This window comes from Leisingera sp. SS27 (genome assembly GCF_028368855.1).
In the GTDB taxonomy this organism is placed as follows: Bacteria; Pseudomonadota; Alphaproteobacteria; order Rhodobacterales; family Rhodobacteraceae; genus Leisingera.
Genome location: NZ_JAQNCY010000016.1, coordinates 67,410 through 82,054, shown reverse-complemented (window position 1 = coordinate 82,054; position 14,645 = coordinate 67,410). Strand labels below are relative to the sequence as shown.

At 55.4% G+C, this 14,645-nt stretch carries 13 protein-coding genes; 4 read left to right on the top strand and 9 right to left on the bottom strand.

The window, feature by feature from the left end:
• Positions 1 to 3 precede the first annotated feature (3 nt).
• The 7 genes from N6L27_RS21665 to N6L27_RS21635 form a co-directional block, all read right to left on the bottom strand.
• A complete protein-coding gene (locus N6L27_RS21665; RefSeq protein WP_271909509.1) occupies positions 4 to 558 on the bottom strand; it encodes a TraE/TraK family type IV conjugative transfer system protein in 555 nt (184 codons plus the stop codon).
• On the bottom strand, positions 558 to 845 hold the full coding sequence (traL, locus tag N6L27_RS21660; RefSeq protein ID WP_035919424.1) for a type IV conjugative transfer system protein TraL: 288 nt from the start codon (positions 843 to 845) through the stop codon (positions 558 to 560). The genes N6L27_RS21665 and traL overlap by 1 nt, the downstream gene beginning before the upstream one ends.
• 57 nt (positions 846 to 902) lie before the next feature.
• Positions 903 to 1,268, bottom strand: coding sequence for a hypothetical protein (locus tag N6L27_RS21655; RefSeq protein ID WP_174148915.1), 366 nt, complete (start codon positions 1,266 to 1,268; stop codon positions 903 to 905).
• A gap of 235 nt (positions 1,269 to 1,503) precedes the next feature.
• A complete protein-coding gene (locus N6L27_RS21650; protein WP_271909508.1) occupies positions 1,504 to 1,839 on the bottom strand; it encodes a hypothetical protein in 336 nt (111 codons plus the stop codon).
• Positions 1,840 to 2,417: 578 nt separating this feature from the next.
• Positions 2,418 to 3,710: a metal-dependent hydrolase family protein gene (locus N6L27_RS21645; RefSeq protein ID WP_271909507.1), complete on the bottom strand. Its 1,293-nt coding sequence runs from the start codon at positions 3,708 to 3,710 to the stop codon at positions 2,418 to 2,420.
• Positions 3,711 to 4,340: 630 nt separating this feature from the next.
• A complete protein-coding gene (locus tag N6L27_RS21640) occupies positions 4,341 to 5,366 on the bottom strand; it encodes a replication initiator protein A (RefSeq protein WP_271909506.1) in 1,026 nt (341 codons plus the stop codon).
• A gap of 586 nt (positions 5,367 to 5,952) precedes the next feature.
• Positions 5,953 to 6,195: a hypothetical protein gene (locus N6L27_RS21635; RefSeq protein ID WP_271909505.1), complete on the bottom strand. Its 243-nt coding sequence runs from the start codon at positions 6,193 to 6,195 to the stop codon at positions 5,953 to 5,955.
• Between the two features lie 112 nt (positions 6,196 to 6,307).
• Here N6L27_RS21635 and N6L27_RS21630 point away from each other — a divergent pair, with 112 nt between their 5' ends.
• The gene (locus tag N6L27_RS21630) at positions 6,308 to 7,960 is read left to right on the top strand and encodes an RcgA family putative transporter (RefSeq protein WP_271909504.1); all 1,653 of its coding nucleotides are present in this window, start codon (positions 6,308 to 6,310) and stop codon (positions 7,958 to 7,960) included.
• A gap of 3 nt (positions 7,961 to 7,963) precedes the next feature.
• Positions 7,964 to 8,926: an alpha/beta hydrolase gene (locus N6L27_RS21625; RefSeq protein ID WP_271909503.1), complete on the top strand. Its 963-nt coding sequence runs from the start codon at positions 7,964 to 7,966 to the stop codon at positions 8,924 to 8,926.
• Positions 8,927 to 8,978: 52 nt separating this feature from the next.
• Here N6L27_RS21625 and N6L27_RS21620 read toward each other — a convergent pair whose 3' ends face one another.
• Positions 8,979 to 10,079 carry an outer membrane protein transport protein gene (locus N6L27_RS21620; RefSeq protein WP_271909502.1) on the bottom strand — a complete coding sequence of 367 codons (1,101 nt, stop codon included), beginning with the start codon at positions 10,077 to 10,079 and terminating at the stop codon, positions 8,979 to 8,981.
• 606 nt (positions 10,080 to 10,685) lie between these two features.
• Here N6L27_RS21620 and N6L27_RS21615 point away from each other — a divergent pair.
• Positions 10,686 to 12,029, top strand: a complete 1,344-nt coding sequence (locus N6L27_RS21615; RefSeq protein WP_271909501.1) for a DUF3560 domain-containing protein — start codon at positions 10,686 to 10,688, stop codon at positions 12,027 to 12,029.
• The gene (locus tag N6L27_RS21610; RefSeq protein ID WP_271909500.1) at positions 12,026 to 12,631 is read left to right on the top strand and encodes a hypothetical protein; all 606 of its coding nucleotides are present in this window, start codon (positions 12,026 to 12,028) and stop codon (positions 12,629 to 12,631) included. The genes N6L27_RS21615 and N6L27_RS21610 overlap by 4 nt, the downstream gene beginning before the upstream one ends.
• A 543-nt stretch (positions 12,632 to 13,174) precedes the next feature.
• Here N6L27_RS21610 and N6L27_RS21605 read toward each other — a convergent pair.
• Positions 13,175 to 13,939, bottom strand: a complete 765-nt coding sequence (locus N6L27_RS21605) for a hypothetical protein (protein WP_271909499.1) — start codon at positions 13,937 to 13,939, stop codon at positions 13,175 to 13,177.
• Between the last annotated feature and the right edge of the window lie 706 nt (positions 13,940 to 14,645).

Sequence of the window (14,645 nt, the reverse complement as noted above, 5' to 3'; positions counted from 1 at the left end):
GCTTCACTCCTCCGCTGAGATTTTCCCGATAGCGGCTAGCCGGACTGAACCGGCTTGCGGCTTGAACCGGATCAAAATCCGGCGGTCTTCGCGGGTGACTTGAGTTGTTTCCAGGTATGTGGCGAGGTCGCCTTCTACCACCACTTCATAGGTGGCAAAGTTGTGTTCGATCTTCCGGGGAAAGAAGACAGTTGAGATCTTGCGTTCGGTGATGTCCTTGGCAATCCGGTCGTAAGTATCCAGAATGCTGGCCCGCTCAGCTGGACCGCTCAGCCGTTCCAGGACACTGCGCCCGTAATGAAGGGTCCGGGGCGAGCTATTGTACATCGCATAGACCGCATCAAGCGCAAGCGCCTCAACATAGCCTTTATCCACTGTTCCGCGCGCCACCATCCCGTCGCTGACAGTGGTTGGCACAAGAACGACCTGATTGGATTGCGAATAGAGTTTGGCTGACAGCATCACCACGGCACCAACCAGTCCAGCCGATACAACGCCCAGAGTCAGCACCGCTTTCCGGGAGCGGTTCAGGGCCTTTTTCATATTCTGAAAGTTCATCACGCCCTCCAAGCGCTGACAGCGCTATCCGGGAAGGACCGATAGATGGTGATCTCTTTCGGAGTGATCCAATACAGAAGAGCCAGGAGCCCATGCAATCCACGCTCGCCTTTCACACGTTTCCAGATGAAATAAAACGCAAGCCCGGCTGCGAAGCCAAAAAACGCCTGGCGGCCAAGGAGGCCCAGTACAATAGGAAACATTCCGGCCACCGCCTCATCGGCAGGCAGGAAAAAGAACTGCGGCGGGTCTTGCAGCCTCTGTTCCACTTTAACGACCTTGTCCATGCCTCTTCCTTTCAGGGATTGCTTCCCGCACCCGAAGGCGCGGGAAGCAGGTCCAGATCACTGAGTGACGGTTTCCGAAACGGGGGCCTCAACGGCCGACAGCTCCAGAAGGTCGGTGCTTGCAGTAACACCGCCGAGGCTGGTGGCGGTTTGGACGCCGTAGCCCAGGAAAACCGCAACACCGATGGCAATGAAAACATGGCCCCAGCGGCCGGTAACTGCCAGAGTTGCGCCACCGATGATCACAGACAGGATCAGGATGACGTAACCACCTGCACCATCGAGAATGGTGTTCAGGTCTTGCCCGAGCGCATAGAAACCGGCTTCAACACCGGTGTCCGAACCGGCCGCCATTGCGCTGGTTCCAGCCACAGCCACTACCGCAGCCATTGCGGCAGTCTTCAGGGTCTTCGAAATGTGCATATCCCTCGTTCCTTTCGTTGTTTCAGATGCACAGAAATAACCCGCGGGTCCGACACCGCGGGATCTCGTCCATTGCGGACGAAATTCAGAATGTTCGTGAGTATTGGAAAATTCGGCGCATGCCTGGGCCACAAACATGCGCCGCGCAAACTCTGCCGACGGGGAGGTTACGGCATTCAGTTCGCGCGTGTTTTCAGTAAGTCTTGCTGATGCTTGCGAACACGCAGCACTCTGTTCAGCTTTCCGGCTGGGTACAGTCTCTCCCGACAGTACCAACTTCAGCTGTGCCGTCAGGCCCAACCACCCAGGTTGTAATGGTTTGGTCTTCTGCGTTGAAAACCACCAGCGAACCATCACCGTATTGAAGGTGGTGCTTCTTAAGAACACCCGGCCAAAGGTTGATCTGGCGTTTCTCAATGAAGCCGCTAGGTCCGGGATTTGTTGGGACCAGCACGTGTTCCTGGCCGTCAACAATGTATGTGCAGTTGTAGGCCGGAGCACCGCTGTTCACCCCTAGTTTTACTAGGTCGTACCGAACTTGAAAGTCCTTCCCCGCCTTCTTCCAGCTCATAACGCCAGCAATCGTGACCAAGGATTGGTATCTCTCTATCGGCATGTGTCGTCCCCTGTTGGCGACGACTTCCTAGCAAGATGATTGTTTAACGAGAAGCCATGGCGTCCCGTAATCGGTGTTTGCCACGAATATCAAATTCGTGTCAACATCAGTTTTCAACGCGCCGTTGTTTTTTGCCTTTGAAAGCTTCCGCGTTGATTGCCGCAGACAGAACAGCATTCGGAACTCGCACCAGGCTATGCCCCTGGGCGAATGCAAAATCTCACGTGATTGCCCGCCGCGTTCTCACACTACAGACCAGGCGATCTTAGCAAGACAGTCCGGCAACCAGCCGATCAGAGGCCACTTGCGGGATAGCTGCCCTTCAAGCGCGGTACGGCCAATTCACCGTCAGAGCCCAAAGTTGCCATTACTTATTTCGGAGCTCTTCGCTAGAGCGGCATGCTGCTTGGAAGCTCCCTGCAAACATCTGCGCTACTCGTTCTTGATGTAAAAGCAGCCCTTCACGTAGTCAGCAAGGAAGGGCTGCATTGGCTTCAGATGGTAATTGGTTCGCGGAGAGATCGAAAAGCCTGTTACTCCATGCTGTTCTTGAAGATCTTGCCGCCCTTCATGATCAGGTCGAAGTTTTCGTGTGGATCTGCAACTAAGTTGATGTCTTCCAGCGGGTTGCCGTCGACCAGGATTAGGTCCGCATAGGCACCCTTTTCAATCACCCCAAGCGCGCCGGCCTGATAAGGGTGCCGGGGGCCGGAAAGCTCCAGCAGCTCTGCGTTGACCGAGGTGGCCATTTTCATCACTTCATAGGGCGTAAACCAGCGTTGCAATTTCGCCAGGAAGGCCCCCTGCCGCTCCGCCAGAGCAGGATCAAATAGAATGTCGGTGCCGAAAGCGATCTTTACGCCGACTTCCTTGGCTTTGGTGTAAATCGTGTCCGTGCCATCGGTCACGGTGATCCATTTCTGCTGGCTGCCCGGATCGTCAAAGGAGAATCCATCTTCGTCGTCCAGCAGCGGCTGAATGCTGAGCCAAACCTCGTGCTCCTTCATCATCTGAAGGGTTTCTTCGCTCATCAGGAAGCCGTGTTCGATGGATTTCACACCGGCCTTGATGGCCAGCTGAGCTGCCTCGTCAGTGAAAATGTGCGAAGCGACATAGGTGTTGTATGTGTCCGCCACTTCGACGAAGGCTTCCAGCTCTTCCATTGTGTACTGGCGCACATCCAGCGGGTCATAGACCGAGGAAACACCGCCCCCGCCCGAGATCTTGATCTGCGAGGCGCCCATTCGCATGACTTCCCTGGTGCGCTTGACGACCTCATCCACGCCATCGGCCATCGCCATCAGGCCAACACTGTACCAGTACCATTGGGAATCTGCCGGGTTCGTTGGCACTGCCTGGTAGGGGCGGTAGTCGAAATGCCCGCCGGTTTGGCCAATCGGCGGCCCGGACGGCAAAATTCGAGGACCGGGAATTTCGCCCGCGTCGATCATCTTTTTCGTGGCAAAGGGGTTGCCGCCTACGTCGCGCACGGTTGTGAAGCCGCGCATCAGGGTTGCTTCAGACCCGAGTGCGCCGCGGATGGCCACTTCCAGAATATCGCCAGTGACCACCGTGCTTTGCGCGGCGCAGCAATAGGAAGTATGCCAGTGCGCGTCGATCAGGCCAGGGATCATGGTGCGCCCGCCGCCATCGATGACATGTCCGCCAGCCACAGCAAGGGGTTCAGTGGAAATCTCGGTAATCAGGTTACCCGTCACCACCACATTGGCGTTTTCGATCAGCGTTTCATTGACGCCGTCAAAGACGTTCACATTGGTGAAAAGGGTGGGTGCGCCGTCCTGCGACAGGGCGGGCGAAGACGCCAAAGTCAGAGTTAACGCGCATACAGACGCGCGTATTTCAAGTGACATATCAAAAAGCCCCAAAGAATTGTTGAACACTTTCAGCATCGCAGAGGGCACGCAGCCAATCAACTCAGTTGGCTTGATCGCAGCTTGCCAAATTCGCTAAAATCACCACTCAGGTCAGTCCGCTTAACGGCCGCTCTTAGTTCTGTGGCCACTCGTTGTGATGTCCGCCTCTTTGTTCAAGGCAAACGGGTAGAACCGTCTTGGCTGCGCCCGCAGCAAAAGTCCGGAAAGTCCGCATCCTACCAGCTCATGCACCGCACAGCGAGAGGCAGGAAATCTAAGAGCAGCCGTCCGTGATCGGCTGGTTACCGGACTGTCTTGCTAAGATCGCCTGGTCTGTAGTGTGAGAACGCGGTGGGCAATCACGTGAGATTTTGCAGCGAAGGGTCCCGTATTTGTAGAATTTGAAGTGTGCTCTTCCTCAGCGATCCGAAAACTGAAGATCTTCCGGAGGGCATCGCGCCAGGAGGCGCGAACAGAAAAGCGAGCGGTGCAGCAAAGTAAGGCTTGCACGAAGTGCAGGGCTATAGGCCGCCCTGCTGCTGCCAAAGAACAGCCTGATATTATTTCGTCGAGAGGCCGAGCTTATGGCCGACCGCGCTTTTTGAACCACTTCCTGCAGAAACCCAGAAATGCCATTTCCGGGTTTTTTGGCAGTTCACTGGCCCAGCCTCTCCACTCCTGCTCGATCATGCGGACATCCCAACCCGGTGCCGCCTCTCTGGCCATTTCGTAGACATCCGGATCAAGCGGAGGGATCTCAACCACGGTGGAAGTTTCAGCGGTCACCGTTCCGCGGCTCACTACGTGCAGATGATCCTTCTCGTCATCCACCCTGATTTGATAATCCGGCATGTGGCCGAATTCTTGGTCTTCTTTGGCAATCGCCCCTACTAGCCTGCGGAACTCCCGCAACGAAGATCCGGAACCGCATTTCTTATGCAATGTATCAAGTCCGATCCTCCACTCGCTCTGCCGGCCGCAGTGCTTTCTAGCCAACTCATAGATCCTGCGTTCCAGAGGTTTGCGCAGCCGGAAATAACCTTTGTGCAGGGTAAGCACTTCCTGTGCGCGGACAGCATTGAAAACCCAATCGCTGAGCTTGATTTCCACTTCCTGCATCCGGCCATCGCGTGTTTCCCGCACAATCCTGGCGCGTTCAATCAGACCAAAGTTCTCAAATACTTCCTGGCCGCCCGTGGTGATGTTCGTGTTGATCCTTGTTCCTGCCAGCCGCTCAATCGCACCCTTTAGCAGTTCATACCCCCGTCCTGTGGTCATCCTATTGGTAGCCTTGAGGAGATCTGATGCATGGAACCGCACTACCTGCTGAGGCTCCTTCCCCTCATTGATACCTCTTATCAAGTTGCTGATGCAAAAGATCAAAATATCCCTGTCATGCACGGTTGCCAAACCATCTGGTCCTGGTTTGACCTCAACCGTGATCCCGTTGTGAGAATACTTCCGGGGCCGGTGATCAGGCTTTGTCGACAGCGAAAAAATCGGGTGCTCCATCGAACCAATGTCACCTTTAGGCGCCGCGTCGAAAATATCACAGACGAAGAAATCTCCCTGCGGGTGCCGGTCCGGCAATAGTGGATAATCATTCATTCATTGCTTCCTTTCGACACTTCACCCACACATGTGCTAAACGACACTTCACACACGTTCCTGGCTAGGTAACGACACTTCACCCACGCCCGACCCTATAACGACACTTCACACACGCCAAGTCATAACGACACATTACCCACGCCTGGGAAGCGTGTAACGACATTTCACACACACTTGCAAGCGAAACGACACTTCACACACACTTGCAAGCGAAACGACACTTCACACACACTTGTGCCAAACGACACTTCACACACAAATGGCTCAAAATGAACGACACTTCACACACAGGGGGCGATCTTCCTTCACCTTTGGCGCAACTGAAGGAATCACCACTCTGCACACAGTGAATCACCACCCTACACACGCGACACCCCCACTTTGCACACAGGTGGTGTCTGTATCTGTTTGTTTTTGGTCATTAAATTCGATGTTGGCCGACCCGTAACACTGAATTTAACACCTATTTAACACCCTCAAGACCGGTCAATTTTTCTCAGCAGCAGCTCGGCCTGTGGATAACTTTCGTTATTGCTTAGAAAGGCAACCATCCAGAAGGTCTGCTCTGCCCGCAAACATCTGTTCAAATCCAACTCAGCTCTAGCTCTCCGGTATTCCAAACGTAGGCAACTCCAGTCTTACCCATAGCGTCTTCGACTTGGGCGACCGGCACCGCTTGTTCCCTAACGGGTTTTTTTTTCACGCCAGCTGCACCCATGGAACTTTCACACGTTTCCAAAGAACGCGATGCAGGCTCATACCCCGAGAGCGGTTTCCCGAAGCGCACACCCATCGACTCGATGATTTCCTTGATGCCTTTGTTCATTGGTTAGCACACCATAAAATTGTAGTTGCCTGCTAAATACGTTGATTTCCGATTGCGGCACGATAGGATACGAAGACTTCCGACGCGAAACGAAACGAAAGCCTTCAAACCATTGTTAAAGAACGGTAAATTCTTCCAGCTACCCCCCAAAAACGGTGATACTTTCAAGGAATTGTTTAGCCAGATTGCGGCAACCGGTGTTGGTCGGCCAGTGGACAAAGACGGCTTTCCAGAAGGCCCATGGACGCCTGATCTTCTTGCAGACGCTATCTCTCAGATTGATGCAAATCGCAGAGGTGTTGATCTGAGAACCGTTCAGCTTTGGTTTCAGGAAAACGAGAAAGGGATTAGCGCCGAGAACATCCGCTGGCTTGCTAGGGTATTCGGGTGCGGGGATCCTGAAGCAACAGGCGAATGGCAAAGGGAACTCAGTGCATCGCAAGCGCGGTTGGTCGCAAGGCGAAGGGAAAAGCGCCGGCGGGTGGAGAACCCTGCCCCGACGTTGCCTGAAAAGATACAGCCAGAAGCCAACGTTTCAGAACATGGATACACCGCTGAGAACTATCCAATAAACGACACCTCAGCACTTGGCTGGCGCTTCAACCTGGCTAGATGGTCCGAAGCGCTATTCAGCAGCCGATCGACACTGAACCTACCAGCATTGGTTTGGGCGGGTTGGGTAGTCCTCGGTTTCTTAACTTACATCATGGGGGTGCACAGCGTCACCTATAGCCCCATTGCCGGGTTGCAAAAGCAGGTAGGATTTTTCTGGGCCCCGAACTGGTCGCTGATCGAATTGGTGATCTTGCCACTGTTTCTTGTAACCGTTGCAGGGCTCTTGGCCTTTTGGAAGGGTGAAAGGCGACTGATCATTGCGTCAACTGGCTCCGATCCTGGAAAGGCAAGCGATTGGACGCGCAGAGTAGAATCATTTTCCTATTCTCACTGGGCCGTGTTTTTCATCTGCTTTGCCATTGTTTTCCTTGTGCAATGGTCAGGGATACACATGCGCGCGCTTGTCAACGGCGACGTTGGCAACCTCATGATGGACTGGAACCTCCTGGCAATTGTGCGCCCCGAAGTCATATCCGTGCCAGAGGCAACGGTGCTTTCGATGCTGGCATTCTTGTATACGGCGGCAATCTGCTTTCTTTTCCTTACGGGCCTCGTCTTGATGTACACTCTGACGCAAGATTTTTATGAAGTTTGCAGCGCGCCAGAGCTTCATTCTAACCCAGCGACACTGAGCAAGATCGGCGCAGTAGGCACTAATCTGCTATGCCGGGTATATCGGGCTTCTCTATTGGGAATTTGGGTCGCAACGTGTATCAAGCTTCAAGCCACCTATCTCCTGTCAGACGGGGAAAGCATTTTAGACTGGTTGCTCACAGATGCTCTGTTCTTCCTGGGCATCTATAACGAAGCAAGTGGTTGGCTCGGTCAGCGATCCTTGGCCCATTTCACAAGTTTTCTTCTTCTGTTTGCTACCTGCTCGGTTTTCATTTTCGGCTATGTTCAAATTTGTCGTGTCGTGGAGCGGGCTTTCCCCTCAGGGCCTTCTCGCCGTTTTGCCGAAGTTCCATCTGTCCATCGCTGGATGATGATGGGGGTCGTACTGCTACTCATTGCTAACTTCTTCCTGATCGGGCAGATTTCCGGCTTTTCGATCCTCCTAATCGTTGGCATCTTGGCGACGACTTACAGCCTGTATGACCCCATGTTTGGGAGAGCACAGGTAAGTGAAATGACAACCTGCAAGAGTTGACCAATGCTGGCAGCACCCCTCCACCATGAAATCGCCGAAGCCCCTAAAAATGGGGTCGCCTATTGGATACAAGCAAACGATGGTACGCGCCTTAGGGTTGGTCTGTGGAAGGGAAAGGATGCTCAGAAGGGCACCATCCTCGTGTTTCCAGGACGATCCGAGTATATCGAGAAATACGGTCGCACGGTCTCGGATTTGCAGAAACTCGGATACACAGCTCTGGTGATTGATTGGCGTGGCCAAGGGCTTGCCGACAGAGCGGCCGACGATCCGATGGCGGGCCATGTGGTTCGGTTCTCAGATTTCCACAAAGATGTCGCAGCGATGACCAAGGCAGCGCAAGATCTGGACTTGCCAAAACCATGGTTTTTGATTGGGCACTCTTTAGGTGCCTGCATTGGCCTCAGAGCGATAGCGGAAGGTCTTCCAGTGTCGGCCTGTGCATTTACCGGCCCGATGTGGAACATCAATCTTCCTGCGGTCAAGCGGGCTGCAGCCTGGCCCTTGTCCTGGGCAGCTCAAGCAATTGGCAAGGGCCATGTTTACGCGCCCGGCACCGATGGGAAGAGCTATGTGCTTAGCACAGCCTTTGAAGACAACAGGCTTACAAACGACCCTGAAATGTACCGGTACTTCATCAAACAGGCTACCTTGCTGAAAGAACACCAGATTGGCGGGCCAAGTTTGGGATGGTTGTTTCAAACGCTCAATGAGACAAAAGCTGTGTCAAAGCTTCCATCCCCAAAGATCCCCTGTCTCACCTTCTGCGGTGATCAGGATGTTGTCGTTGACCTTCCAGCGATACACGATCGAATGGGTAAGTGGCCTAGTGGACGGTTGGAGCTGATAGAAAACGCCAAACACGACGTCTTTTCTGAAGTTCCCCAGGTTAGAGAACGGGTGATGGTCGAGATCGCAAAGCTGTTCACAACGGGAAGCAATCAACCCGCCGTAGCCGCTCGTTGAGCCTGAACAAACGGCTCACAGAACGGCTACAGCGCGACATTTTCAGGGGGCCTTAGAAGCTATAGCTGACCTTCACACCCGCTGAGAATGCGTCGTTATCAGTGAACGAAGTAATCGCGGAATCCGCACTGCCGATGTCTGTGTACCGGATTCCGGTAGTCACCTTCCATCCCTCGGTCTCATAGGACACAGCAAGGCCATAGCTGACATAGCCATCGGTGCCAGAGAAATTGCCTACAATGTCGCCATTATCCTTTTCGTAGCCGATGGTGGCCGCGCCGCTCCAGTTGTCGTTGAACGCGTGACCGACACCCACTTCGTATGTCCAAATGTCGCTGGTGCCGCCTGCAATGGGTACGTTCACGACACCAACCCCGGGAACCAGAGTCAAAAAGTCGCTCGGCTGGACCCTGAACTTTGTCCACTCGCGCCACCTCACTGACCCAAACAGCAAGGTGTCTTTTGCGATGCCAGATTGGGCGTGCAACGTGAACGATTTGGGAATTTCCACATGGAAAGGCGTCCCGGTGTTGTCGCTGAACTCGTGCTCAGTCTTGGACTCGTAGGTCGCAGCGATCCGCATTGCGATGTCAGGGATCTCATAGGCGATGCCTGCAAGATAACCGACCTGGTAGTCTTTGCTCACGCTCAGGCTGTAAGGGCTGGACACAGTTACTGGCGAAATAACCGTAATATCGCCATCAACGCCAACGATGCGCAGGCCGCCATAAACGCTGAAGCGGTCGCTGACCCTGTATTTTGCCAGACCGGTATAGGCGATAGAGGAAACCTCCGCGCTCGATCCAGCCAGGAAGGCGGTAGGGCTGGTGTAAGTCAGAGAGGCCCCAATCGGTTCGTCAACGACAAAGGCAAAAGAAAAACGGTCGTTCAGATCCCGCTTGTAGCCGAACGCGTAGGATTCATAATTATTTGTGATGTTCCCTGTGGGGCCAGCTGGCACTCCCGGCAAAGGGTCGCCTGAAACTGTTGGGTGCACAGTTGCAGCCGAGAATTCGAGGTAGTTTTTGCCTTTTTGAAACAGGATTTGTGATGGATCGGCGCGGCGCTCGATGCCGCCAGCCGATACCATTGAGGCAGAAATGGTGAATGCACTGGCCGCCAGTGTTGTAGTCTTGAAAAGGTTCGATTTCATCTGCGATCCAAACCCGCGTGTATTATTGAATTAGTGGCTGCCGCGTGCAGCCAGAGGCCAGATAGAGTATTTAGGCAATTGTGATCAATCCTTGATTGCATCTGCATGTCACTGCGGCGTTCGGGAAACGGACAAAATTCCCCACAGCGTCAGATCTCAGATTCTGGCGTCTTCGCCTTAGACGCTGCTTCGGCCACCTCAGATTTCTCGCAAGTTCGAAGATCTGGGCGGCTGGATAACTTTGCCCGTTGGTAAGTCGGCCATCCGCGTAGGTGCGGGCTACCCTTTTTCTTGGGCCAGAGGGATTTGGACAAGCCAAACGCCCCTGGCCGTCAGGGTGAGGGCGCTGCCCTCCCCCTCGGGCAATCCTATTAGACAGGGCCGTGTCCTCGGCTGCGCCTGCGGGCCGCACCAACCCTGTCGAATAGCATTGCCTCGCCCCCTCCCGCGTTCGCCACGTGGCAGATCAGCAGGAACAGGCGGCTTCGCCGACTGAACCTGCAAATCAGCCCTGATTTTCCGGAAAGGAAGTCAGAACAAACGTAGCAGACCATCGGCGGAAAGAAGGCAGCAAGCCCCGCCGCTTCACCACGGAAGAAAAGACCCATGACCGATTTGACTATCACCGCGACTTACTCCCCCGAAGACAACAAAATCCGGCTGTATACCTCTGACCGTTTGGACGAGGAAACATATGAGCGGGTGAAGGCCGCCGGCTTCAAATGGGCACCGAAACAAGAGCTGTTTGTAGCCCCAAAGTGGTCCTGCAAGCGTGAAGATTTGGCTTTGGAGCTGGCGGGCGAGATCGAGCCAGAGGGAACCACCCTTGCAGAGCGCGCGCAGATGAAGGCCGACCGGCTGGACGAGATCGCGGCGAAACGTGCTGCCCAGGCTAGCGCCTTCACCCGTGCCGCCCGGGACATTTCCCAGCGCTTCGAATTCGGCCAGCCTATCCTGATCGGCCACCACTCCGAGCGCAAAGCGCGCAAGGACAAAGAGCGCATGGATAACGCCTTGAGCAAGGCCGCAAAAGCCCATGACGCCATCGGATATTGGCAGTATCGCGCCGAGGGCGTAGAGCGGCACGCCAACTATAAGAACGACCCGAAGGTGCGCGCGCGCCGGATTAAAACCCTGTTGGCCGAACTGCGCGACCTGCAGCGCCGCTTGAACACCGCGCACAAGGCGCTTAAGAACTGGGAAAAGCTGACAACGGACAACCTGATCCGCATGGCGCTGGGGCGCGACTGTATGGTGTCGTACAACCTCTATTCTGCGGTTGAGCGCGGCTACATGACCCCGCAAGAGGCCCGGGAAAAGGCAATGGCTGGGGCGCGCTCGATCATCGAAAGCGACAACCTGGCGCGCTGGATCTCCCACACCCTGAACCGCTTGGCCTATGAGCGCGAAATGCTGGGCGAGGTGCCGCGTTTTGAAGGTGAAATCACCCCGACGTTGCTGCAGATGTTCGTGCGGGAGCATGGCGCCGACAAGCCGAAGGGGGCAAAGGTGGATGAAGACCTGTTCACAGTCGAATGCGCGGCGCCCCTGCCCGCTCACATCGCCCTTGGCAGCACCGTTGAGCTTTCCGGTGATGAATGGCGCGATCTGATGCAGTCTTGCGGTTACGTTCCCCCGGCCAAGAAACCGGCAAAGCCGCCGATCCTGAATTTTAAGGCCGCCAGCGGGAAGATTTCTGTGGTGAACCCGTATCGCCGTGAGGAAGTGATTTTACCTCAGGTCGAGCTGACCAAGGCGGAATATGCAAAAATCCACAGCGAGCAGCGTGGAACCCGCCTTTCGATCTGCGGCAACTTCCGGGTTCGGATTGCTCCAAACCCGAAACACGAGGGGCCGCGTTATTCGGCTGGCTGGGCTGCAATCCTGATCACTGACCAGAAGCAGCACGAGGCCCCCGCCAGCTTCGCAGATATGGAGGCGGCACAGTGAACCGCCCGAGCATTTACACCCGCCCGCAAAAGCCCCTGACCATTCCGGTCAGGGCGCGACGGGAACCCGAAGCCCTGGAACCGATCGAGGCCCCCGAAGTTAGTGCCGTGGACAAAGTGACCGAATGCCACGTTACCCCCGACGACGTAGCGCGCCGGATGGTGGAATACCTCGGCCCTGTGGGTGACTATCTGACGCTTGAGCCAAGCGCAGGAAACGGCCAGCTGGCGCGCGCCCTCATCGCTTCGGGGCATAGTTCCCAGGAGCTGACGCTGATCGAGCGCCACACCAAACTTGCCGCATCGCTTTACGGCATCGCACCGACAATCAACCGCTGCTTTCTGGAGTATGCGGGCGAGGTGAAAGGCCGGGCCGCGTTTCCTCGCATCATAATGAACCCGCCTTTTCGAGACGTCCGGAAGCACATCGCCGCGGCTCTTTCTCTTCTGGGCCAGGGCGGGCACGATGAACCTGCAACGCTGGTGGCCTTGGTTCCCATAACCTTCGGCCATGACGATGCCGAGGAATTGGAAGTCCTGCCAAACGACACTTTTTCAACGGCAAAAGTTCACACAAAAATAATACGGTTCCGGATTGGTTGAGGCGTTGCCTTTTCTTTGGATCGGCTGAGAAGATTACCCCGCTCCGGCGGGGTTTTTTATGTCTTGCCGGGGTCTTGTTGCCCTGCAGCACCGGGGCAATAGCCCCGATACTGCAGGACTGGCGCTGCCCGCGCAGGGGGGGCCGTTTCTACGGCCCGAGCGAGCGCCTGAATTTTGCGTCCTTGCTCCATACCCGGTCTGCAATGTATTTGCTCTGATATGAGAGAATGGCCCAATACCATCCCGCAAGACCTCAAAGAGGCTTTGGAAATTCATGCCCAGGATGATTGGCTGACACCATTTCGGTCCTGGTCCAGGAAACACAAACTGCGGCTCAAGTTACAGTGGTTTCCGGAGCTGGAACGAAAAGCGGCTGAGCTCCTCAACTGGCGATGGCCACCTTCCCATCAGGACAGATGGGTTGTGATCCGCGAGTGGCTTACGCAAAACGCTGTCCGACCGCCGGAAAAACTGCCCCAAGAGCCCGAGATTCCAAACAGTCTCGCAGGGCACTAAGCCACGAACAGGCCACGACAGTGAAACCTAGCCTTCCGCTGTTGGAAGCAACCATTCGAACTGTCCATGGTCGAGATCCTGCATGACCTTCAGTCTGTAGTGGGCTTCCCGAGTGGTTGAAACTCCGCCCATTTCGCCTTCCACAGGTCCAAGTGCTTCCGCGCAAGGCGCGAAGCATCCGACAGCCCATTCTGCCATCTTGGAAACAGATCTTGTGACTATGGCACGGTTGTACGATGCCATAGTCCGCTCTTTCCAGTGCATGTGATCATTGCGGAGACAGCAAGAACAGCGTTCAGCACCGGAATCAAGGCACGCCGACCGACGGCCGGCTTTTACGCGTGAAACTAGGACACCTTCACTATCGACAAACCGCTCTAGCCTATACGCGAGCTTATACCATCCATAATGCGGCAAACTGGTGATTTCTTGACCGTTGTGTTCGATCAAAGGGTGGATCCCCTGGCCGGTGATGCTGTCTGTAAAAATCTCCAGCCTCAAACGCCAAGGCCGAGGTACAAATCCATTCCGACCAGCCTTCTTGGCGCTGATTATTGGGTTTTCGCAAAAGAGAAGGCCGTTGTCCGAAAGTTTCCAGGCATCATTTTGAAGATTTTCCCAGCTAAAGGGCGGCTCCCCATCAGGAATGTGCCAGCCCTGGCTTTCAGCAAACTCCTGGGCAACAACTTCCAGTGCGCGGTGCAACGGTATGTTTTCAATTTTCGCTCGGGCCTTAGCTTCCTTCCGAAGGTGAGCAATTGAAGCGCCGTTGCGGTAGATCTCGATAGCCATCATCAGTCCTCTTAAGGGATGCTGAGTTGACCGGAAAACACGCACCCAAGAGTGGATGATTGCTGTGAGTGAAGATGCACTGACGTCAAGTCTGCCCTAAAATCCGGTCCGGGGAGGCCGTGCCAGCCTCTGAGCTGCACCATGTAGCAGAGAAATTCATGTGTCAATGAGGTGAAACGATTGGCAATCGGATGCTGGGGCAAATCCCGTGCTTGAGCACGGGACCGCGCCCTAGTCTGGCGCCGGCAAGCGGCACCAGACCGGAGCCCCCCTGCCCTGTTCTCCCTGCGGCCCGGGTGCGCCGGAATCTGTCTCTCCGAGCCAGCTTGCCGCCGCGGCCGCATGGTCGTCCAGGACAGGCCGTCTCCGCCCTTCGGGTGACGGTCGTTCGCTGCGCCTTTTGCAAGAGACAGGAGAAATCCGCGCGGCGCGCGGATTGCATGTACCAGGGGGCGTGCCAGGGCATCGACGGGCTGCGCCCGCTCCTCCCTGCCCCGGCATGTTTGCCTTTGGTGATCGCAGCCCGCCGTGGGCGGTCTGCTGCGCTGCTTTTCCCCGGCGGTCAGGGGGGCGACGAGTTGTTCTGAGGCTTCAGCTGGTCCCGAACGGCGCAGAAGAGATCCGCGCCTGCGCGGATCGCATTATGTTTTTCCCGCCTTCAAGCAGAAAAACGGCTTTCACCCGCAAGCGGGCGAACCTTCCGTTT